This window comes from Pseudomonas sp. Z18(2022) (assembly GCF_036346535.1).
Lineage (GTDB): Bacteria > Pseudomonadota > Gammaproteobacteria > Pseudomonadales > Pseudomonadaceae > Aquipseudomonas > Aquipseudomonas yamanorum_A.
Genome location: NZ_JAOTOA010000002.1, coordinates 451,720 through 473,591 on the forward strand (window position 1 = coordinate 451,720; position 21,872 = coordinate 473,591).

Annotated in this window: 19 protein-coding genes; 15 read left to right on the top strand and 4 right to left on the bottom strand. The window is 61.6% G+C overall.

Features of this window, described 5'->3' with window-relative positions:
- Window positions 1-3: 3 nt before the first annotated feature.
- Window positions 4-1,026, top strand: a complete 1,023-nt coding sequence (gene motB, locus V3W39_RS07320; RefSeq protein WP_177076148.1) for a flagellar motor protein MotB — start codon at window positions 4-6, stop codon at window positions 1,024-1,026.
- Window positions 1,027-1,181: 155 nt separating this feature from the next.
- Here the strand turns inward: motB and rsgA are convergent, their stop codons facing one another.
- Window positions 1,182-2,213 carry a small ribosomal subunit biogenesis GTPase RsgA gene (rsgA, locus tag V3W39_RS07330; RefSeq protein ID WP_177041275.1) on the bottom strand — a complete coding sequence of 344 codons (1,032 nt, stop codon included), beginning with the start codon at window positions 2,211-2,213 and terminating at the stop codon, window positions 1,182-1,184.
- 106 nt (window positions 2,214-2,319) lie between these two features.
- On the opposite strand from rsgA, the gene orn reads away from it, so the two are divergent.
- Together orn and V3W39_RS07340 are read left to right on the top strand one after the other, a co-directional pair.
- Window positions 2,320-2,862 carry an oligoribonuclease gene (gene orn, locus V3W39_RS07335; protein ID WP_003217529.1) on the top strand — a complete coding sequence of 181 codons (543 nt, stop codon included), beginning with the start codon at window positions 2,320-2,322 and terminating at the stop codon, window positions 2,860-2,862.
- Window positions 2,863-3,067: 205 nt separating this feature from the next.
- Complete coding sequence (locus V3W39_RS07340; RefSeq protein ID WP_176159752.1) at window positions 3,068-3,685, top strand: trimeric intracellular cation channel family protein; 618 nt, start codon at window positions 3,068-3,070, stop codon at window positions 3,683-3,685.
- On the opposite strand, the gene queG is transcribed toward V3W39_RS07340, so the two are convergent.
- Window positions 3,664-4,746, bottom strand: coding sequence for a tRNA epoxyqueuosine(34) reductase QueG (queG, locus tag V3W39_RS07345; RefSeq protein ID WP_330212433.1), 1,083 nt, complete (start codon window positions 4,744-4,746; stop codon window positions 3,664-3,666). The genes V3W39_RS07340 and queG overlap by 22 nt on opposite strands.
- A 62-nt stretch (window positions 4,747-4,808) precedes the next feature.
- On the opposite strand from queG, the gene V3W39_RS07350 reads away from it, so the two are divergent.
- From V3W39_RS07350 to V3W39_RS07405, 12 genes are all read left to right on the top strand, one after another.
- Window positions 4,809-5,669: an NAD(P)H-hydrate dehydratase gene (locus V3W39_RS07350; protein ID WP_177041278.1), complete on the top strand. Its 861-nt coding sequence runs from the start codon at window positions 4,809-4,811 to the stop codon at window positions 5,667-5,669.
- On the top strand, window positions 5,657-6,127 hold the full coding sequence (tsaE, locus tag V3W39_RS07355) for a tRNA (adenosine(37)-N6)-threonylcarbamoyltransferase complex ATPase subunit type 1 TsaE (RefSeq protein ID WP_177114209.1): 471 nt from the start codon (window positions 5,657-5,659) through the stop codon (window positions 6,125-6,127). Before V3W39_RS07350 ends, tsaE begins: the two co-directional genes overlap by 13 nt.
- 3 nt (window positions 6,128-6,130) lie before the next feature.
- The gene (locus tag V3W39_RS07360; protein WP_218170869.1) at window positions 6,131-7,564 is read left to right on the top strand and encodes an N-acetylmuramoyl-L-alanine amidase; all 1,434 of its coding nucleotides are present in this window, start codon (window positions 6,131-6,133) and stop codon (window positions 7,562-7,564) included.
- A gap of 14 nt (window positions 7,565-7,578) precedes the next feature.
- Complete coding sequence (gene mutL, locus V3W39_RS07365; RefSeq protein WP_177041528.1) at window positions 7,579-9,477, top strand: DNA mismatch repair endonuclease MutL; 1,899 nt, start codon at window positions 7,579-7,581, stop codon at window positions 9,475-9,477.
- A complete protein-coding gene (gene miaA, locus V3W39_RS07370) occupies window positions 9,477-10,448 on the top strand; it encodes a tRNA (adenosine(37)-N6)-dimethylallyltransferase MiaA (RefSeq protein WP_330212475.1) in 972 nt (323 codons plus the stop codon). The genes mutL and miaA overlap by 1 nt, the downstream gene beginning before the upstream one ends.
- 94 nt (window positions 10,449-10,542) lie before the next feature.
- Window positions 10,543-10,806, top strand: coding sequence for an RNA chaperone Hfq (gene hfq, locus V3W39_RS07375; protein ID WP_003217515.1), 264 nt, complete (start codon window positions 10,543-10,545; stop codon window positions 10,804-10,806).
- Window positions 10,807-10,818: 12 nt separating this feature from the next.
- Complete coding sequence (hflX, locus tag V3W39_RS07380; protein WP_177041283.1) at window positions 10,819-12,120, top strand: ribosome rescue GTPase HflX; 1,302 nt, start codon at window positions 10,819-10,821, stop codon at window positions 12,118-12,120.
- A 96-nt stretch (window positions 12,121-12,216) separates the two neighbouring features.
- The gene (gene hflK, locus V3W39_RS07385) at window positions 12,217-13,395 is read left to right on the top strand and encodes an FtsH protease activity modulator HflK (protein ID WP_177041285.1); all 1,179 of its coding nucleotides are present in this window, start codon (window positions 12,217-12,219) and stop codon (window positions 13,393-13,395) included.
- Entirely contained in the window at window positions 13,395-14,261 is an 867-nt protein-coding gene (hflC, locus tag V3W39_RS07390) for a protease modulator HflC (protein ID WP_003217510.1), read from the top strand. Before hflK ends, hflC begins: the two co-directional genes overlap by 1 nt.
- A 301-nt stretch (window positions 14,262-14,562) precedes the next feature.
- Window positions 14,563-15,750, top strand: a complete 1,188-nt coding sequence (locus tag V3W39_RS07395; protein WP_093202353.1) for an ATP phosphoribosyltransferase regulatory subunit — start codon at window positions 14,563-14,565, stop codon at window positions 15,748-15,750.
- A gap of 54 nt (window positions 15,751-15,804) precedes the next feature.
- On the top strand, window positions 15,805-17,094 hold the full coding sequence (locus V3W39_RS07400) for an adenylosuccinate synthase (protein WP_177041289.1): 1,290 nt from the start codon (window positions 15,805-15,807) through the stop codon (window positions 17,092-17,094).
- A gap of 139 nt (window positions 17,095-17,233) precedes the next feature.
- Complete coding sequence (locus V3W39_RS07405; protein WP_177129811.1) at window positions 17,234-19,168, top strand: methyl-accepting chemotaxis protein; 1,935 nt, start codon at window positions 17,234-17,236, stop codon at window positions 19,166-19,168.
- A gap of 108 nt (window positions 19,169-19,276) precedes the next feature.
- Here the strand turns inward: V3W39_RS07405 and V3W39_RS07410 are convergent, their stop codons facing one another.
- Together V3W39_RS07410 and V3W39_RS07415 are read right to left on the bottom strand one after the other, a co-directional pair.
- Complete coding sequence (locus V3W39_RS07410; RefSeq protein ID WP_177076158.1) at window positions 19,277-20,842, bottom strand: ABC transporter permease; 1,566 nt, start codon at window positions 20,840-20,842, stop codon at window positions 19,277-19,279.
- Window positions 20,842-21,867, bottom strand: coding sequence for an extracellular solute-binding protein (locus V3W39_RS07415; protein ID WP_177041295.1), 1,026 nt, complete (start codon window positions 21,865-21,867; stop codon window positions 20,842-20,844). The genes V3W39_RS07410 and V3W39_RS07415 overlap by 1 nt, the downstream gene beginning before the upstream one ends.
- Window positions 21,868-21,872 lie beyond the last annotated feature (5 nt).

Here is a 21,872-nt window from a genome sequence, read left to right on the forward strand (position 1 = left end):
GCCATGGAAAACAACCAGCCGATCATCATCAAGCGCGTCAAGCGCTTCGCTGCGGGACACCATGGCGGCGCCTGGAAAATCGCCTTCGCCGACTTTGCGACGGCGATGATGGCGTTCTTCCTGGTGCTGTGGCTGATGTCCACCGCCACGCCGGAACAGAAGATCGCCATTGCCGGTTACTTCAAGGACCCCATCGGTTTCTCCGAGAGCGGTACGCCTTTTGTGATCGACCTCGGTGGCTCGCCGCAACTGGCGCCCGAGCGCACCATCAACCCGGAAATCAAGACCGATTCGCCCCAGGAAAAAATTCCGATCGAGCGCGATACCGTCGAGGCCATGGCTGACCAGGTCGAGCAGGAACGCCTGGAGCTGCTACTGCAAGAACTGCAAACCAAGGTTGAGGAAAACCCGCAACTGCTGAAGTTCAAGGATCAGATTTCCTTCGAGATTACCCCGGATGGCTTGCGCATCCAGATCACCGACGCTGCCAACCGGCCGATGTTCGACTCTGGCAGTGCGCGGTTGAAGCCGTACTTTGAAGACATCCTGCTGGCCATGGCCGACACCATCAAGGCGGTGCCGAACAAGATCAGCATCAGCGGCCACACCGACGCCAAACCGTATGCGGGCCAGGGCGACTTCGGCAACTGGGAACTCTCGGCCAACCGCGCCAATGCCGCGCGTCGCGCACTGGTCGCCGGCAGCTATCCGGACCCGCAAGTGGCGCGGGTGGTGGGGTTTGCTTCCTCGCAGCTGTTTGATCCCAAGGATCCGTTCAACCCGATCAACCGGCGCATCGATATCGTCGTGCTGACCAAAAAGGCCCAGCGTGCGATTGAAGGTGACCAGCCGGCGACGCCGCCGGCACCGACCCAGGGTGAGGGGGCGCCGGGCGAAGTGCCGGTGGACCCGAACGCACTGCCACCGGGGCAGGAGCCGTTGCCGGCTCATGAGCTACGGCAGAAGCTGAACCTGTTTGATGATGGCGGGGTGAAGGATCCGACTCAGCCAGCCACTGGCTCGTAAGCCGGATACAAAAAGGCCGCGATGATCGCGGCCTTTTTGTATCTGCCCCATCCTGTAGGAGCGAGCTTGCTCGCAAAGGACGTTAACGATGGCGCGTGCCATCTGAATGTACGCGGCGTCCTCAAGCTTTTCGCGAGCAAGTTCGCTCCTACACGTTAATAGCTGGTCTCGGGCAAGCTGGCGATGATCGAGCGATAGCTGTTCATCCGCTGCTGCTGCACACGGCCGTCTTCCAGGGCCTTGAGCAGGGCGCAACCCGGCTCGCGGTCGTGTTTGCAATCGCGGAAGCGGCAGGTGCCGATCAAGTCGTTGAACTCGATGAAGCCCGCTTCAACGTCGGCACGGCTGACGTGGCCCAGGCCGAATTCACGAATCCCCGGGGAGTCGATCAGTTCACCGCCGCCCGGGAAGTGGAACAACCGCGCGGTGGTGGTGGTGTGGGTGCCCTGGCCGGACAGCTCCGACAATGGACCCACGCGGGTTTCAACTTCCGGCAACAGGCTGTTGACCAGGGACGACTTGCCCACGCCCGACTGGCCGACGAACACGCTGATGCGCCCGTCCAACTCGGTCTGCAACTGTTCCATGCCATTGCCGTGATGCGCCGAGACTTCCAGCACCGGGTAGCCGAGGGTGCGGTACACCGCCAGCAGGGCATTGAGCGCAGGGGCATTCTGCTCGTCGATCAGGTCGAACTTGTTCAGCAGCAACAGCGGGCGAATGCCGGCGTGCTCGGCCGCTACCAGGTAGCGGTCGATCAGGTTGGCGTGGGGCTCGGGCAGTGGCGCGAAGACGATGACGATCATGTCGACGTTGGCCGCCACTGGCTTGAGCTGGCCACGGCTGTCGGGGCGGCGCAGTTCGGTGGTGCGCGGCAACTGGGCGACGATCACGCCGATGCCCTGGTTGCCGGCACGCCACACTACCTGGTCGCCGGTCACCAGCGCAGGCAGGTTGGCGCGCAAGTGGCAACGGAACACCTGGCCTGCGATATCGCCTTCGGTGGCCTCGACTTCGACCTGCACACCAAAGTGCGCGATCACCAGGCCGGTTTGCTCGGGGCCAAGGTCGCCGCCCTCAAGCGCTTCCACGGCGGAGGATTCACGTTTGGCGGCGCGGGCAGCGCGTTCACCCTGAATCTTTTCGATGCGCCAGTTTTGGCGACGGTTGAGCTGGCGTTTGGCCATTGGTGTTCCGTGTCGATAATGCAAAGGTTAGGTAAAACGGTCGCGAGTCTAGCACGCCCTGCCTGCTAAACTGCGCAGCTACGCCAAGGTGCCAAGGAACCACGACATGCAAAACCCACAGAATCTGATTTGGATCGATCTGGAAATGACCGGTCTGAACCCTGACACCGACGTCATCATCGAGATGGCCACCATTGTCACCGACAGCAATCTCAACACCTTGGCCGAAGGTCCGGTGATCGCCATCCACCACAGCGACGCGGTGCTGGCCACCATGGACGAGTGGAACACCCGCACCCACGGCAACTCGGGCCTGACCCAGCGTGTGCGTGACAGCCGCGTGAGCATGGCCGAGGCGGAAGCTGAGACCATCGCCTTCCTGGAAAAGTGGGTGCCCAAGGGCAAGTCGCCGATCTGCGGCAACAGCATCTGCCAGGACCGCCGCTTTCTTTATACCCACATGAAGGCGCTCGAAAGCTACTTCCACTACCGCAACCTGGACGTGTCGACCCTGAAGGAACTGGCCGCGCGCTGGGCGCCGGAAGTCAAAGACAGCTTCCACAAGGGCAGCACTCACCTGGCGCTGGATGATATTCGCGAGTCGATTGCCGAGCTGCAGCATTACCGCAAGCATTTCATCAAGTTCTGACTCGCGGCGTAGTGAGGAGCTGTTGTGGCGAGGGAGCTTGCTCCCGCTGGGCTGCGAAGCGGCCCTGAAAAATGGGCCTGCTGCGCCGTCCAACGGGAGCAAGCTCCCTCGCCACATCAGCAAGAGCTTTAAGCTCTCAAGCGCTCGCCCCCTTTTGGTGCCATCACCAAATGATTAGACTGCGCGCCTCTTTGCAAGGATCGCCATCATGCTGCTGATGCTCTACCTCATCGCCATCACCGCCGAAGCCATGACCGGCGCCTTGTCCGCCGGGCGGCGCGGCATGGACTGGTTCGGTGTGGTGTTGATCGCCTGTGTGACGGCGCTGGGCGGTGGTTCGGTGCGTGACGTGTTGCTCGGCCACTACCCGCTGACCTGGGTCAAACACCCGGAATACCTGGTGCTGACCTCCATCGCGGCCTTGGTGACGATCTTTATCGCGCCGCTGATGCGCCATCTGCGCTCGCTGTTCCTGGCGCTGGACGCCGTGGGCCTGGTGGCCTTCACCCTGATCGGCTGCATGACAGCCCTGGAAATGGGCCATGGCATGCTGGTGGCATCGGTCAGCGGTGTGATCACCGGAGTGTTCGGCGGCATTCTGCGGGACATCTTCTGCAACGACATTCCGCTGATCTTCCGCCGCGAGCTGTACGCCAGCGTGTCGTTCCTCGCCGCCTGGTTCTACATGCTGTGCCTCTACCTTGAGCTGCCCAGCGAGCAATCCATCCTGTTGACGCTGTTCAGCGGCTTTCTATTGCGCCTGTTGGCGATCCGCTTTCACTGGGAAATGCCCAAGTTCGTCTACAACGACGACGTGCACTGACGCTCGGCGTGCTGGTTCAGTGCCCACTCCACATGTTCGCGCACCAGTTCCGACGGGTATTCCCGTCGCGCCTTCAATGCTTCCAGCACCGGAATGCTTGACGGCGCGTTGCCCAGGCCCACCGCCAGGTTGCGCAGCCAGCGCTCATAGCCGGCGCGGCGCAGGGGCGAACCTTCGGTGTTGCTGAGGAATTTTTCCTCGTCCCACATGAACAGCTCGGCCAGTCCTGCGTTATCCAGGTTGTGCCGTGGCTTGAAATCGCCTTCGCCGGTAGGCCGGGCGAAACGATTCCACGGGCAAACGATCTGACAGTCATCGCAGCCGAATACCCGATTGCCGATCAGGGGGCGCAGCTCCTCCGGGATCGCGCTTTTCAGCTCGATGGTCAGGTAGGAAATGCAGCGTCGGGCGTCCAGTACGTAAGGCCCGACGAAGGCGTTGGTAGGGCAGATGTCCAGGCAGGCGGTGCAACGGCCACAGTGTTCGGTGGTGTGAGGTGGATCGACCGGCAACGGCAGGTCGACAAACAGCTCGCTCAGGAAGAAGTAGCTGCCTGCCTTGCGATTGAGCACCAGGGTGTTCTTGCCGATCCAGCCGAGCCCGGCCTGTTCGGCGATGGCTTTTTCCAGCACCGGGGCGCTGTCGACAAAGGCGCGAAAGCCGAACGGGCCGATCTGTGCCTGGATGCGGTCGGCCAGTTGCTGCACGCGCTTGCGGATCAGCTTGTGGTAGTCGCGGCCCAGGGCGTAGCGGGAGATGTAGGCTTTTTCGGGCTTGGCCAGCAGTTGGGCCATTTGGGTGTCGCCGGGCAGGTAGTCCATGCGCAGGGACACCACGCGCAAGGTGCCCGGCACCAGTTCTTCAGGGTGTGAGCGCTTGCTGCCGTGGGCGCCCATGTAGTCCATTTCGCCGTGGTAGCCGGCCTCGAGCCAGCGTTGCAGGTGCTGCTCATGCTCGGCGAGGTCCAGGCCGCTGATGCCCACTTGTTGAAAACCCAGCTCACGGCCCCAGTCTTTGATCGATTGGGCGAGGGCGGGCAGGTCGTAGGTAATAGCAGGCATGAACAAGAGAAACCGCAGGTTAGATGCGTATAATTCTGCCAGACATCGGAGCTTGAAGACGCATGCCGCAGACAAAACACGAAATACCCGACGTTCAGCACCTGTTGCCCGGCCAATTGCCGCAACTCGCTGCGCGTTCCCCGGACGCCCATAAAGGCCAGTTCGGCCATGTATTGCTGATCGGCGGCGACCGGGGTTTCGGCGGCGCCGCCCTGCTCAGCACCGAAAGCGCCTTGCGCAGCGGTGCCGGGCTGGTTTCCCTGGCGACCCGCAGCGAGCACGTTGGCGCGGCGCTGGCGCGGTTGCCGGAAGTGATGACGGTGGGCGTGCACTCGGCCAATCAGTTGATGGGCCTGTTGGAAAAGATTTCCGTGATCGTCATTGGTCCGGGCCTGGGCGAGGCTTCTTGGGGTAAAAGCCTGCTGTCGGTGGCGGCCAACGCCAAACAGCCGCAAGTCTGGGACGCCGATGCCTTGAACTTGCTGTCGACGGGCAGCGTCAGCCTGCCGGCCAATTGCGTGATCACGCCGCATCCCGGCGAAGCGGCCCGTTTGATGGGGATTTCGACAGCCGAGGTTCAGGCCGATCGCCTTAACGTTGCGCGCGCGCTGAGTCAGAAATTCAACGCGGTAACGATCCTGAAGGGCGCGGGCAGTTTGATCGCCAGCCCGGACGGTCGCGTTGCCCGCTGTGATCAGGGCCATCCGGCCATGGCAACCGCTGGCCTGGGCGACGTATTGGCCGGTCTTGTGGGTGCTTTACTGGCCCAAGGCATGCCGACATTCGACGCCGCCTGCCTGGCCGTCTGGTTGCATGCCACGGCCGGTGATCGCCAAGGCACCTATGGTCGCGGGCTGGCCGCCAGTGACTTGATTCCCGCCATTCGTCAGTTGCTGGAGGAGCAATCGCCGTGTCTGAAGTAATCCTTTTCCTGGCCGATGAAGATGCCATGGTCGCGTTCGGCAGCCGTATTGCCCAAGTCACAAAAGGCTCGGGCCTGGTCTTCCTGGAAGGCGATCTCGGCGCCGGGAAAACCACCTTGTCCCGGGGCATCATTCGCGGGTTGGGCCATACGGGTGCGGTAAAGAGTCCTACGTTTACCCTGGTGGAGCCCTACGAGATTGGCGCAGTGCGCGCCTTCCATTTCGATTTATATCGGCTGGTGGATCCGGAAGAGTTGGAATACATGGGCATCCGCGATTACTTCGATGAGGACGCGTTGTGCCTGATCGAGTGGCCAGATAAAGGCACAGGCTTTTTGCCAAAGCCGGACCTGACCATTACCATTACCCCGCATAAGCATGGACGTCAGCTGAAGTTGTTGTCCCAGAGCGCGCGCGGCGAGTCGTGGTGCGCCGCCTTGGCATTGGAATTCAAATAATTGATGGGGTTAGGTATGCGCTTTCGCGCGTTGGTTACTGTCGTAGGGGTGTTGCTTGCGGCAATGACTTTCAATGCACTGGCGGCCTCACAGGTGAAAAGCGTTCGCCTGTGGCGGGCGCCGGATAACACGCGACTGGTATTCGACCTGTCTGGCCCGGTCCAGCACAGCGTCTTCACCCTCACGGCGCCTGATCGCCTGGTGATTGATATCAACGGTGCAACCCTGGCCGCGCCGTTGAAAGTCGCCATGGCCAATACCCCGATTACCGCGATGCGTTCCGCCCAGCGTACGCCGACCGATCTGCGGGTGGTCATCGACCTGAAAAAGGCCGTGACCCCGAAAAGCTTCGTCCTGGCCCCCAACGCACAATATGGCAACCGGCTGGTGGTCGATCTGTTCGACAACGCCGCCGATGCTGCGCCGCCGCCTGCGCCAACCCCAAGCGTCGCGACGGTGCCTGCAGTGCCGGTCTCCCAATCGCAACCCCAGGTCAAGTTGCCGCCACCGCCGCCTGCTCCGGCGGGCAAGCGCGACATCATCGTGGTGATCGATGCCGGCCACGGCGGCGAAGACCCAGGCGCCTCCGGTTCTCGCGGCCAGCACGAAAAAGACGTGGTACTGGCCATCGCCCGCGAGCTGCAACGCCAGATCAATGGCATGAAGGGTTATCGCGCCGAGCTGACCCGTACCGGCGACTACTTCATCCCGCTGCGTGGCCGTACCGAAATCGCCCGCAAGAAGGGCGCCGACCTGTTCGTCTCGATCCACGCCGACGCTGCGCCTTCGGCTGCTGCGTTTGGTGCCTCGGTGTTTGCCCTGTCGGATCGCGGCGCCACGTCCGAGACGGCCCGTTGGCTGGCGGACAGTGAAAACCGTTCCGACTTGATCGGCGGGGCCGGCAACGTGTCCCTCGATGACAAGGACAAGATGCTCGCCGGTGTATTGCTCGACCTGTCGATGACGGCCTCGCTGACCTCCAGCCTGAACGTCGGGCAGAAAGTCCTGAGCAACATTGGCCGCGTCACCTCGCTGCACAAGCAACGTGTGGAGCAGGCCGGGTTCATGGTGCTCAAGTCGCCGGACATTCCATCGATCCTGGTGGAAACCGGGTTCATCTCCAACTCCAACGAAGCCTCGAAACTGGCCTCGGCCAGCCACCAGCAGGCGCTGGCGCGCTCCATCAGCGCCGGTGTTCGCCAGTTCTTCCAGCAGAACCCGCCTCCAGGCACTTATATCGCCTGGCTGCGTGACTCCGGGAAAATCGCCCAGGGCCCGCGCGACCATCGCGTGCAGCCGGGCGACACCCTGGCGATGCTGGCGGTGCGCTTCCAGGTGTCTGCGGCGACCTTGCGCAGCGCCAACAACCTGAAGACCGATGAACTGAAGGTCGGCCAGGTGTTGACCATCCCGGGCACTGAACTGGCGGCGCAATAATGAGCGAATCTGTCTTGAGCAACACCTCGCGCATTGAACTGCTCAGCCCGCGCCTGGCTAACCAGATCGCGGCGGGTGAGGTCGTCGAGCGGCCGGCTTCGGTGATCAAGGAATTGCTGGAAAACAGCATCGACTCCGGCGCCAAGCGCATTGATGTCGACGTCGAGCAGGGCGGCGTCAAGCTGCTGCGGGTGCGCGACGACGGCAGCGGTATCTCTTCCGACGACCTGCCGCTGGCCCTGGCCCGTCACGCCACCAGCAAGATTCGCGACCTGGAAGACCTTGAGCGGGTGATGAGCCTCGGGTTTCGTGGTGAGGCCCTGGCTTCCATCAGTTCCGTGGCCCGTCTGACCCTGACTTCCCGCACGCGCGACGCCGACCAGGCCTGGCAGGTGGAAACCGAAGGCCGCGATATGGCGCCCCGGGTCCAGCCGGCTGCGCATCCGGTAGGCACCTCGGTGGAAGTGCGCGACCTGTTCTTCAACACTCCGGCCCGGCGTAAATTCCTCAAGGCCGAGAAAACCGAATTCGATCACCTGCAGGAAGTCATCAAGCGCCTGGCGTTGGCCCGCTTTGATGTGGCTTTCCACCTGCGCCACAATGGCAAGACCATCCTCAGCCTGCACGAGGCCCATGATGATGCGGCCCGCGCACGGCGTGTCTCGGCCATCTGCGGCGGCGGGTTCCTGGAGCAGGCGCTGCCGATCGAGATCGAGCGCAATGGCTTGCGCCTGTGGGGCTGGGTGGGGTTGCCGACCTTTTCCCGCAGCCAGGCTGACTTGCAGTACTTCTTTGTAAATGGCCGGGCGGTGCGCGACAAACTGGTGGCCCACGCGGTGCGCCAGGCCTATCGCGACGTGTTGTTCAACGGACGGCATCCGACGTTTGTGCTGTTTTTTGAGGTCGACCCGTCGGTGGTGGACGTTAACGTGCACCCGACCAAGCACGAAGTGCGCTTCCGTGACGGGCGCATGGTTCACGATTTCCTCTACGGCACCTTGCACCGCGCCTTGGGCGATGTGCGCCCGGATGATCAGCTGGGTGCGCCGATTGTCACGGCCATTGTCCGTCCTACGGGGCCGGAAGCCGGTGAATTCGGGCCCCAGGGCGAAATGAGCCTGGCGGCCAACCTGCTGCAATCGCCGCAAGCCCAGCCGAGCTATACCGCGCCCGGCTCGGGGGCTGGCGCCGGTTATCAATACCAGTACACGCCGCGCCCGCAGTCGGCGGTGCCGGTGGCCGAGGCCCAGGCGGCCTACCGCGAGTTTTTTGCGCCGCTGCCGGGTGCCGAGTCGGGTGCTGCGGCCTTGCCGGAAGGCCAGGGCGACGTGCCGCCGTTGGGTTACGCATTGGCCCAGCTAAAAGGTATCTACATCCTTGCGGAAAACGCCCATGGCCTGGTGCTGGTGGACATGCACGCCGCTCACGAGCGGATCATGTACGAGCGCCTGAAGATCGCCATGGCCAGCGAAGGCCTCAGCGGCCAGCCGCTGCTGGTGCCGGAATCCCTGGCGGTGAGCCAGCGCGAGGCGGATTGTGCCGAAGAGCACGTCAGCGTGTTCCAGAAACTCGGCTTTGAACTGCAGCGCCTGGGCCCGGAAACCCTGGCTATCCGGCAGATTCCCGCTTTGCTCAAACAGGCCGAGGCCAACCGGCTGGTGGCCGACGTGCTGGCGGACCTGATGGAATATGGCACCAGCGACCGGATCCAGGCGCACATCAACGAACTGCTCGGCACCATGGCCTGCCATGGCGCTATCCGCGCCAACCGCCGCCTGGCCTTGCCGGAAATGAACGGCCTGCTGCGGGACATGGAAAACACCGAGCGCAGCGGCCAGTGCAATCATGGCCGGCCGACCTGGACCCAAATGGGCCTGGACGACCTGGACAAACTGTTCTTGCGCGGCCGTTGATGAGTGCCTTGCCCCCCGCCATCTTCCTGATGGGCCCGACGGCCGCTGGCAAGACCGACCTGGCTATCGAGCTGACCAAGGTCTTGCCGTGCGAGCTGATCAGTGTCGACTCTGCACTGGTTTACCGGGACATGGACATCGGCACCGCCAAACCTTCAAAAGAGCTGTTGGCCCAGTATCCGCACCGGTTGATCGACATTATCGATCCCAGCGAGAGCTATTCGGCGGCGGATTTTCGCACCGATGCCCTGGCGGCCATGGCCGATATCACTGCGCGGGGCAAGATTCCGCTGCTGGTGGGCGGCACGATGCTCTACTACAAGGCGTTGCAGGAAGGCCTGGCCGACATGCCGCCGGCCGACCCGCAAGTGCGCGCCGAACTTGAAGAAGAGGCTGTACGCCTTGGCTGGCAAGCCTTGCACGATCAGTTGCGCGCCGTGGATCCAGTTTCCGCGGCGCGGATTCATCCCAATGACCCCCAGCGCCTGACACGGGCCCTGGAAGTCTGGCGGGTCAGTGGCCAGACCATGACTGAACACAGGCTGAAACAAACTGCGCAAAGTACTGAAGCAGGCGCTTCGGGACAGTCACAATTGCCCTATACTGTGGCGAATCTGGCCATCGCTCCGACGGATCGCCAGGTGCTGCATGAACGAATTGCACAAAGATTCACAATTATGTTGGAACAGGGGTTTGTGGACGAGGTCGTAGCACTGCGTTCAAGAGGTGACCTGCATCCCGGGCTGCCTTCGATACGTGCTGTAGGCTACCGCCAAGTCTGGGATCATCTGGATGGCAAGCTGACGTCAGCCGAAATGCAGGAGCGCGGCATCATTGCCACGCGCCAATTGGCGAAGCGCCAGTTCACATGGCTGCGCAGCTGGACTGATTTGCACTGGCTGGACAGTCTGGATTGCGACAATCTGTCACGCGCCTTGAAATACTTGGGAACGGTCTCCATATTGAGCTGAGTCCTTGCAATTGCCGTCTATCCTTGGGGGTGTGACGGCCATGAGCTATCTATTTTCCGATTTTTTATTATTGATCCTTAAAGGAGTGCGGCACATGTCAAAAGGGCATTCGCTACAAGACCCTTACTTGAATACTTTACGTAAAGAGAAAGTTGGGGTTTCCATCTATCTGGTCAACGGTATCAAGCTGCAAGGTACGATCGAGTCGTTCGACCAGTTCGTGATCCTGCTGAAAAACACCGTAAGCCAAATGGTTTACAAGCACGCTATCTCGACCGTAGTGCCGGTTCGTCCAATTCGTCTGCCTAGCGCAACCGAAGAACAGGGTGACGCCGAGCCTGCACCGGGTAACGCCTGATAGGAGTCTCCTTTGTTCTTTGAGCGCCACGGTGGTGGTGAGCGAGTAATCCTCGTTCACTTGGATGGACAGGACCCTGAGGCGCGCGAAGATCCGCAGGAGTTTCAGGAGTTGGCAAATTCGGCCGGCGCCGAGACCGTCGCGTTTTTTAACGTGCCGCGTCATCGGCCAACCGCCAAATTCCTGATTGGCAGCGGTAAGGTCCAGGAGCTGCACGACCTGGTCCATGCCGAAAAGGCCGATCTGGTGATTTTCAATCACATCCTCACGCCCAGTCAGGAACGTAACCTCGAACGTGTCTTCGAGTGTCGCGTGATCGACCGCACGGGTCTGATTCTCGATATTTTCGCCCAGCGCGCCCGTACCCATGAAGGCAAGCTCCAGGTAGAACTGGCCCAGCTTGACCACATGAGCACCCGGCTGGTTCGTGGCTGGACTCACCTTGAACGTCAGGGTGGCGGTATCGGCATGCGCGGCCCGGGTGAAACCCAGCTGGAAACCGACCGGCGTTTGCTGCGGGTGCGCCTGCGACAGATCAAGGGCCGCCTGGAAAAGGTGCGCAGCCAGCGCGAACAGTCGCGCCGTGGCCGCATGCGGGCGGATATCCCTACCGTTTCCCTGGTGGGCTATACCAACGCCGGCAAATCCACGCTCTTCAATAACGTGACGAAATCGGACGTGTACGCGGCCGACCAACTGTTTGCGACCCTCGACCCGACCTTGCGCCGTCTGGAGCTGGACGACCTGGGGCCGATTGTCCTGGCCGATACCGTGGGTTTCATTCGTCACTTGCCCCACAAGCTGGTCGAGGCATTTCGGTCTACGCTCGAAGAGTCGAGCAATTCCGACCTGCTGTTGCACGTGATCGATGCGGCCGAACCGGATCGCATGTTGCAGATTGAGCAGGTGATGGTGGTGCTGGGCGAGATTGGTGCCCAGGACTTGCCGATCCTCGAGGTCTATAACAAACTCGATTTGCTTGAAGGCGTTGAGCCACAGATCCAGCGCGACGAGAACGGCAAGCCCCAGCGGGTCTGGCTGTCGGCGCGTGATGGCAGTGGCCTGGAATTGCTCGAACAAGCCATTGCCGAGTTGTTGGGCAGCGATTTGTTTGTTGGCACCTTGCGCTTGCCTCAGCGTTTTGCTCGACTGCGTGCACAGTTTTTCGAGCTGGGCGCGGTACAGAAAGAAGAACACGACGAAGAAGGCGTCAGCTTGCTGGCCGTTCGATTGCCGCGCTCGGAGCTGAATCGGCTGGTCAGCCGTGAAGGCGTTGTGCCGACGGAGTTCATCGAACAACACACTTTGCAATAAAAGCCTGAGAAAGCGGTTGTGCCGCTGTGACAGGCATTCTGTAGCATTGGTCGGCGCGCCGTGGGTGCGTCTTTGCTTTATCAGATGGAGAGCGCTATGGCTTGGAATGAGCCGGGTGGCAACTCGAATAATCAGGATCCTTGGGGTGGTAAACGCCGCAATAATGGCGACCGCAAGGGGCCACCAGATCTCGACGAGGCCTTCCGAAAGCTGCAGGAAAGCCTGAATGGGTTGTTCGGTGGTGGAAAAAAACGTGGTGGTGGTGACGAAGGCGGTCGTTCGGGCAAGGGCGGTGGTTACGGCCTGCTCGGCATCGGCCTTGTCGTGCTGGCGGCCGTCTGGCTGTACAGCGCCGTCTATGTCGTGGACGAGCAGGAGCAAGCCGTGGTGCTGCGCTTCGGCAAGTACTACGAGACCGTCGGCCCGGGCCTGAACATCTACTTCCCGCCGATCGACAAGAAGTACATGGAGAACGTCACGCGCGAGCGTGCCTACACCAAGCAGGGCCAGATGCTGACCGAAGACGAGAACATCGTCGAAGTGCCGCTGACCGTGCAGTACAAGATCAGCAACCTGCAGGACTTCGTGCTGAACGTCGATCAGCCGGAAATCAGCCTGCAACATGCGACCGAAAGCGCCTTGCGCCACGTGGTGGGTTCCACCGCCATGGACCAGGTGCTGACCGAAGGTCGTGAATTGATGGCCAGTGAAATCAAGGAGCGCCTGCAACGGTTCCTCGACACGTATCGCACCGGTATCACCGTGACCCAGGTCAACGTACAGAGCGCAGCCGCACCGCGTGAAGTACAGGAAGCCTTCGATGACGTGATCCGCGCCCGTGAAGACGAGCAGCGTTCGCGCAACCAGGCTGAAACCTACGCCAACGGCGTCGTGCCGGAAGCTCGTGGTCAGGCCCAGCGCATCCTTGAAGATGCCAACGGTTACCGCGACGAAGTGGTCTCCCGCGCCAAGGGTGAGGCAGACCGCTTCACCAAGCTGGTGGCCGAGTACCGCAAGGCACCGGAAGTCACCCGTGAGCGTCTGTACCTGGACACCATGCAGGAAGTCTTCAGCAACACCAGCAAGGTTCTCGTGACCGGCAGCAAGGGCGGGCAGAACAATCTGCTGTACCTGCCGCTGGACAAGATGATCGAAGGTGGTCGTAGCAGCACCAACGCACCGGCTACCGGTTCCAATGCCGCTGCCAATGAAGCGAGCGCCCGTGCGGCCGCTGACTTGCTGCAACAGCAAACACGTACCAGGGAGAGTCGTTGATGAGCAATAAATCGCTGACCGCCCTGATTGTGGGCGTCGTCGTGGTCATCGCTGCGTGGAACTGCTTCTATATCGTGTCTCAGACCGAGCGCGCGGTGTTGCTGCAATTCGGTCGCGTGGTCCAGGCGGATGTCCAGCCGGGCCTGCATGTGAAAGTCCCCTACGTCAACCAGGTGCGCAAGTTCGACGGCCGCCTGATGACCCTGGATGCACCGACACAACGCTTCCTGACTCTGGAAAAGAAAGCTGTAATGGTTGACGCCTACGCCAAGTGGCGCGTCAAGGACGCCGAGCGCTTCTACACCGCGACCTCCGGCCTCAAGCAGATTGCTGACGAGCGTTTGTCGCGCCGTCTGGAATCGGGCCTGCGTGACCAGTTTGGTAAGCGCACCCTGCACGAGGTGGTATCTGGTGAGCGTGATGCGCTGATGGCTGACATCACGCGTTCGTTGAACGCGATGGCAGAAAAAGAGCTGGGCATCGAAGTGATCGATGTTCGGGTCAAGGCCATCGACCTTCCGAAGGAAGTGAACCGCAGCGTGTTCGAGCGTATGAGCACCGAGCGTGAGCGCGAGGCTCGTGAGCACCGCGCCAAGGGTAACGAACTGGCAGAAGGGATCCGTGCGGATGCCGACCGTCAGCGTCGCGTACTGTTGGCTGAAGCCTATCGCGAGTCTGAAGAGGCCCGTGGTGATGGTGATGCTCAAGCCGCTTCGATCTACGCCAAGGCGTATGGCCAGGACCAGGAGTTCTACGCGTTCTACCGTAGCCTGCGTGCCTACCGTGAAAGCTTTGCGAACAAAACCGACGTCATGGTGCTGGACCCAAGTAGCGATTTCTTCCGCTACCTGGAAAAGTCCAAGTAACCCGCATGTAGTCTGAGAATCACTCCGTCGGGCGGCTAAAATGCCGGGCGGGGTGATCCTTTCAGAAAACGGGTGTATGATGCGGCAGCCGGGAAATTCCCGGCTTTTTTGCGTCTGCATGTTTGATTGTGGTTGTGCGCTGCAGGCGCCACAGGTTTTTCGAGGAAAGTGCCCGACGAGGCCGATTGTTGGTCGTTCGTCACGTCGCTCTTGCGCGTGGTTTATGCAGGGGCCGGGTATTTTCTGCTTCACTCAAGGCTCGCCCGAGGGCTGGCCGCCCGGATCATAGGGGAATGGCGTAATGGCAACGGTAGACCGCTGGCTGCTGCCAGATGGCATCGAAGAAGTACTGCCACCAGAAGCTGCGCGCATTGAAATCGCGCGCCGCCAGGTGTTGGATCTGTTCCAGAGCTGGGGTTACGAGTTTGTCGTGACCCCCCATATCGAGTACCTGGAATCCCTGCTGACCGGCGCGGGCCAGGACCTGGATCTGCGCACTTTCAAGGTCATCGACCCGCAATCGGGCCGGCAAATGGGCTTTCGTGCCGACATCACGCCGCAAGTAGCGCGCATTGATGCGCACACCCTGCGTCGTGAAGGGCCAAGCCGCCTGTGCTACGCCGGGAGCGTGCTGCATGCTCAGCCGCGTGCCTTGTCGTCTTCCCGTAGCCCGATCCAGTTGGGCGCCGAGTTGTACGGCGATGCCAGCCCGAGCAGCGACGTTGAAGTCATCAGCCTGATGCTGGCCATGCTGCAACTGGCCGATGTGCCGGATGTGCACATGGACCTCGGGCATGTTGGCATCTACCGCGGCCTGGCCCGTGCGGCCGGCTTGTCGGGTGAAGTGGAACAACAGTTGTTCGATGCCCTGCAACGCAAGGCCATCGATGAAGTGATCGCCCTGACGGCGGGCGTGCCTGCCGACCTGGCCGGCATGCTGCGTGCGCTGGTAGACCTGTGTGGCGGCCGTGAAGTACTGACCGCTGCCCGTGATCGCCTGGCAAATGCGCCGGCTGACGTATTGGCAGCCCTGGACGACGTGCTGGCGATTGCCGAGCAGTTGTCGGCGCGGTTCCCGCAGTTGCCGTTGTATTTCGATTTGGGTGAGTTGCGCGGCTACCACTACCACACCGGTGTGGTGTTCGCGGTGTTTGTCCCGGGTGTTGGCCAAGCCATCGCCCAGGGCGGTCGTTATGACGACATCGGCGCTGACTTCGGTCGCGCCCGTCCGGCGACCGGTTTTTCTACCGATTTGAAAACCCTGGTGACCCTGGGGCGTGCTGAGGTCGAGCTGCCGTCTGGCGGTATCTGGATGCCCGACAGTACGGACGCAGCACTCTGGCAGCAGGTTTGCCAGTTGCGCAGTGAGGGTCAACGTGTGGTCCAGGCCTTGCCTGGGCAACCATTGGCCGCCGCCCGTGATGCGGACTGCGACCGGCAATTGATTCAGCAGAACGGGCTTTGGCAAGTTTCGCCACTGGCTTCTTGAGTTTTCCTGCCGGCCGCTGCCGGCACCAAGTTTGCGCGAATGAGGACAAGTGTTATGGGTAAGAATGTCGTAGTCCTGGGCACCCAATGGGGTGATGAGGGCAAAGGCAAGATCGTTGATCTGCTGACCGAACATGCTGCCGCCGTAGTGCGCTACCAAGGTGGCCACAACGCTGGCCACACCCTGGTCATCGATGGCGAAAAAACCGTCTTGCACCTGATCCCGTCGGGTGTACTGCGCGAAGGCGTGCAGTGCCTGATCGGCAACGGCGTGGTGGTTGCACCTGACGCCCTGCTGCGCGAGATCACCAAGCTGGAAGAGAAAGGCGTGCCTGTGCGTGAGCGCCTGCGTATCAGCCCGTCCTGCCCGCTGATCCTGTCCTTCCACGTTGCGCTGGACCAGGCCCGTGAAAAGGCCCGTGGCGAGCTGAAGATCGGTACTACCGGTCGCGGCATCGGCCCGGCTTATGAAGACAAGGTTGCACGTCGTGGCCTGCGTGTGGGTGACCTGCTCAACATGCCGCGCTTTGAAGACAAGCTGCGTGAACTGGTGGATTACCACAACTTCATGCTGGTGGGTTACTACAAAGAGCCTGCCATCGAGTTTGAAAAGACCTTGGCCGAGTGCAAGGAATACGCTGAGCTGCTCAAGCCGCTGATGCTCGACGTCACGGCCGAGCTGCACGACCTGCGTCGCGCTGGCAAAGACATCATGTTCGAAGGCGCCCAGGGCTCGTTGCTGGACATCGACCACGGTACCTACCCGTACGTGACCAGTTCCAACACCACCGCTGGCGGCGTTGCCACCGGTTCGGGTGTTGGCCCGATGTTCCTGGACTACATCCTGGGCATCACCAAGGCGTACACCACGCGTGTAGGTTCGGGCCCGTTCCCGACTGAGCTGTTCGACGATGTCGGTGCCCACCTGGCCAAGCAAGGCCACGAGTTCGGCGCCACTACCGGCCGTGCCCGTCGTTGCGGCTGGTTCGACGCCGTTATCCTGCGTCGCGCTATCGATGTGAACAGCATCTCGGGCATCTGCCTGACCAAGCTGGACGTACTCGACGGCCTGGAAACCATCAACATCTGCGTCGGCTACAAAGATGCGCAAGGCAAGGATGTTGCTCCGACTGACGCTGACAGCTACGTAGGCCTGCAGCCTGTGTACGAAGAAGTGCCGGGCTGGACCGAGTCGACCGTGGGTGCCAAGACCCTGGAAGAACTGCCGGCCAACGCTCGTGCTTACATCAAGCGCGTTGAAGAGCTGATCGGCGCACCGATCGACATTATTTCGACGGGCCCGGACCGCAACGAGACCATCGTTCTGCGTCACCCGTTCGCTTAATAAGCTGTTGATGTAAAAAGCAAAGGGCTCCTTCGGGAGCCCTTTGTCGTTTCCGCCTGCTAAGCGGCACGACCCTTGCTATGGTTCTTTCTTTCGCGGTGCTATCAAATTAATGGCACCCGTGGTGGAGGGATTCCCAGTGTCTGCCGTTCTCTCATTGTTACAAAGCCGGCTGTTGCGGCCGGTGTTCGTTACCCTAGGTATCGCTCTTTTGGTGCAAGTACTGGTGGCCGTCGCCCTGACGCGAAGCACCGTCACTGCATTGGAAGCGGATTTGGGCAATCGCCTGGGCGTCGACAGCCAGAAACTGTCCGGCGAGCTGGCCCAGGCCGGCAAGGAAGTGACATCCAGCCTGGACAGTTTGTCTTCCAGTACGCGCCAACGTCTGACTTCTGGGCTTTCCACGCGACTGCAGGAAGAGCAAAAGCAACTGCGTGCGACCCTGGAAAAAGACCTGCAGGACTCTGCCAGTGACATGGCGCAACTGCTCGCCTCGGTGGCGCCACGCGCCATGTGGGACAGTGACGTACCGACGCTGTCGGAGTTTGCCCGCAGAGCCCAGCGTAATCCCAACGTGTTGTTCGTGGTGTATGACGACGCGGCTGGCGAGCATCTGACCCGCTACCTCAACCGTGAAAACCCGATCAACCAGGCGCTGCTGGAAAAGGGCAAGGGTGATCGTGCCCTGGATAAAGTGTTGGACGCGGCGAAAAATGATCCCTCGGTGTTCTACGTCGAAGCGTCCATCAGCCCCAACGGCGTAGAGATCGGCAAGGTCCGCATGGGGGTTTCGACCGCCGCAGTAGAAGCTGACCTGGCTGCGCTGGATAAGCGGTTTGCTGCACTGATCGCCAGCGGTGACCAGTTGGTGGGCGACAGTCTTAAAGGTGCTGCTGCTGACAGCGCTGCGGCCATGGGCGCGCGTTTGCAGTCGGCGCAAGCCACCGCGACCCAAATGACCGCCAATACCACCAGCGCCGTGCAAGAGGCCGCAGGCACGCTGCGCTGGCGCATCGGCATGGGCCTGGCGGTTGTCGGCTTTGGCGTGCTGTTGCTGATTGCTGTGGTGCTCGGGCGTCGGGTGGTCAATCGCCTGAAGCTGCTGATTGCCGCGATGGACGATCTGGCGGCGGGCGAGGGCGACCTGACCAAGCGCGTGCAGATCAACAGCCAGGATGAAATCGGTGACATGGCCTCGGCGGTCAATCGCTTTGTGGATAAGTTGCAACCGATCGTGCGTGAGGCGGGGGATGTGGCCCAGCGTACCGGCGTGGAAATCGGCGCGATGACCCTGCGCAACGCCGGTGCCGATGCGGCTGCCGGTTTGCAGCGTGATGAGGTTGCCGAAAGCCTGCGGGCGCTGTCGCAAATGGCGGATGAGGCCCAGGCGGAAAGCCATGCGATGCAGGCGGCCTTGCAGCAGGTGGTGGATATCCGCCAGGCGACCGATGAAAACTCGCGCACCTCTGCCGAAGTGGGCAGCCTGATCGAGGCGTTGGCCGGGCAGGTGCAGGCCGGGTCCAAGGTGATCGAGCGGCTGGCTCAGCAGAGCGAGCAGATTGAGGTGGTATTGACAGTGATCCACGGGATTGCCGAGCAAACCAATCTATTGGCGCTCAACGCGGCGATCGAGGCGGCGCGAGCCGGTGAGACCGGTCGCGGATTTGCCGTGGTGGCGGACGAGGTGCGTGCCCTTGCCAGTAAAACCCAGAGTTCTACCGGCGACATCCAGGCCCATATCGTGGCGTTGCAGCAAGGTGCCCGAGAGGCGGTGGAGACCATCGGCAAGGCCGGGCGCCAAGCCAGTGAAGGTTTGCTGGTGTTGCGCGATAGCGTGCGCCTGCAACAGTCGGTACAGGCTTCGGTGGAGCAGGTGCATGCCGCGATTGGCCTGGCGACGCGTGCGGCTGAGCATCAGGCGCAAGGTGCGCATGCGGTGCGTGGACGGGTGGAAATCATCCATGCCCAGGCTGAGCGGGCCGCTCAGGCGGTGGTGGAGACTACCGCCAGTGGCAAGGTGCTGGATGGGCTGGCGGCGCAGTTGAAGGCGAGCCTGGGGCAATTTCGGGCTTGATGTTGTCTGGTTGGGCCTCATCGCAGGCAAGCCAGCTCCCACATTTGACCGCATTCCAAAGTTGGAACTCGGTCGAGTGTGGGAGCTGGCTTGCCTGCGATGGCGACTTCAGCGGCTCAGATACATCCGCGTCGTAAGCAGATACACCGGAAGCCCCGACACCAGAATCAACAATGCCGCATAAGGCGCCGCTGCCGCGAATTCCACATTCGAGGTATGCGCCCATACGGCAGTCGCCAAGGTATTCAGCCCGGTCGGACTGAGCAGTAACGTCGCCGTCAATTCCTTCATCGCATCCAGAAACACCAGCGCGAACGCCGCCCCCAATGCCGGGAAAATAATCGGCAACGTCACCCGACAAAACGCACTGAACGACGACGCTCCCAGCGTTCGCGCCGCCTCTTCCAGCTGCGGTGCCGCTTTGTTCAGCGCCGTGCGAATCGGCGCCTGGGCCAGCGGCAAAAACAGCAACGCATACGCGATCAGCAACAACGCCGAGGTCTGATACAGCGCCGGCACGTAATGCAGGGCGAAATACACCAGCGTCAGCGCAATCACCAGGCCGGGCAGGGCGTGCAGCAAGTACGGCAGGCGTTCGGCCCACAGCGCGAGTTGGCCCTTGTAGCGCACCACCAGCAAGCCCACCGGCACGGCAAACAACAGGCAAAGCGCTGCGCCGCCCAGGGACAGTGCCAGGGAAGACAGCAGCGCCTCGCTGATCTCGGCGACCGGAAATGCTGCCGAGCTGCCCACGGCCAGCCAATAGCCGAGCATGCCCAATGGAATGCCGCTGCCAATGATCGCCAGGAGCAAGCAATACAGTTGCCCCAGCGATGTCCATTTACCCAGTCGAACCTGTTCGGCATGCCGTGCCGCGCCCTGGCCGGTGCGCACATGCCGGCCGTTGCCGCGTACCCGCAGCTCCAGCCAGAGCAGCGTCAGGCACATCACCAGCAGCACCGCCGAGAGCATCGCCGCATTGGCGTTGCTGAACTCCAGCTCGAATTGCTGATAGATCGCGGTGGTAAAAGTCTGCAGGCCAATGATCGACAGCGCGCCAAACTCCACCAGCATGTGCAGGGCAATCAACAGTGCACCGGCCAGCAGTGAGGGCCACAGCAAGGGCAGCGTGATGCGAAAGAACACGCCCCAGCGATTCAGTCCCAGGGTGCGGGCCGATTCTTCCAGGGACGGATCAAGATTGCGCAGGGTCGCCGCCACTGGCAGGAACACCAGCGGGTATTTGGACAGGGTCATCACCAGGATTGCTCCGCCCAATCCTTCAAAGTTGGCGCTCAGCGAAACCCAGGTAAAGCTGCTGACAAATGCTGGCACCGCAAAAGGCAGGCACAGAACCACTCCCCAGATACGCCGCCCCGGCAAATTGCTGCGTTCCAGCAGCCAGGCCAGCGACAGGCCGATCACGCCGCACGCCACGGTCACGCCGACCATCAGCGCCAGGGTGTTGCGCAGCAGTCCGAACACATAAGGTCGCCACAGCAAGTGCACGGCCTCGGCCCAGCCTGCTTGCCAGGCCTTGAGGCCGACATACGCCAGCGGCAGCAGGCTCAGGCCTACCAGCAGCAGGACGGGCAGCAATAACCAGATCGAAGGGCGTTTGCGTCTCGGCGTAAACCCCCCGCGCAGGGCGGGGGCGGGGAGCGATGGGTTCATCAGTTCAAGCCAACGTCACGTTCCAGTTCCAGGGCTTCTTCGGCGTTGCCCAGGTCGGCCGGGGTGACTTTCGGCGGTTGCAGCTCGCTGAAAGGCTTGAGGCCACGGTTGGATTGCATGCCTTTGCGCAGCGGGTATTCAGCGGAGGTGTTGGTGATCACCCGCTGGCCTTCTTCGCTGGCCATGAAGGCCAGCAGTTGCTGGGCTTCTTTTGGATGCTTGCTGGATTTCAGCGCAGCCGCGGCAGATACGGTGATCAGGCCGCCCGCATCACCGTTGGTGAAGTAGTGCAGTTGCGAATCCAGGTTGGTTTTTTCTTTCTTCAGGGCGAACCAGTAGTAGTTGTTCACCAGTACCGTAGCGACTTCGCCGTTTTCCACGGCTTTGAGCGCAACCATGTTGTTGCTGTAGACCTTGCCGAACGCTCGTAGGCCGGTCAGCCATTCTTCAGCCGCTTCGCGCCCGTGCAGCTTGATGATCGCGACAGCCTGTTCCTGGAACGCGCCGCTGGTGGGTACGAAACCGACCTTGCCTTGCCACTCGGGACCGGCGAAATCCAGTACCGACTTGGGCAGGTCTTTCTCGGCGATCAGTTTCGGGTTGAAAGCCACGACGCGGGTGCGTGCGGTCACGCCCATCCAGGCGCCGTTGGCGGCCACGTACTCCTTGGGCAGAACGTCGAGGGTGCTGGCGTCGATGGTTGCCAGCAGGCCTTGCTCGCCGAGCTTATTCAGCGGCGGCGATTCTTCGGTGTAGATCACGTCGGCAGGGGAGCGGTCGCCTTCTTCCACGACCTGGCTGGCCAGCTGGTTGCTGCTGCCCTTGCGCACGTTGACGTGGATACCGGTCTTGGCTTCGAAGGCCTTGGCAAGTTCATCGCCGACCTCCTTGTGTTGGCCGTTGTACAAGGTCAGTGCAACCTTGTCGGCAGAATAGGCAGCGGGCGAGAGCAGGGTCAGGCCGAGCAGAGTGATGGTCAGGCCACGCAGAAGGGATGTCTTGAGACGGGTATCGCGGATCATCATCCGGG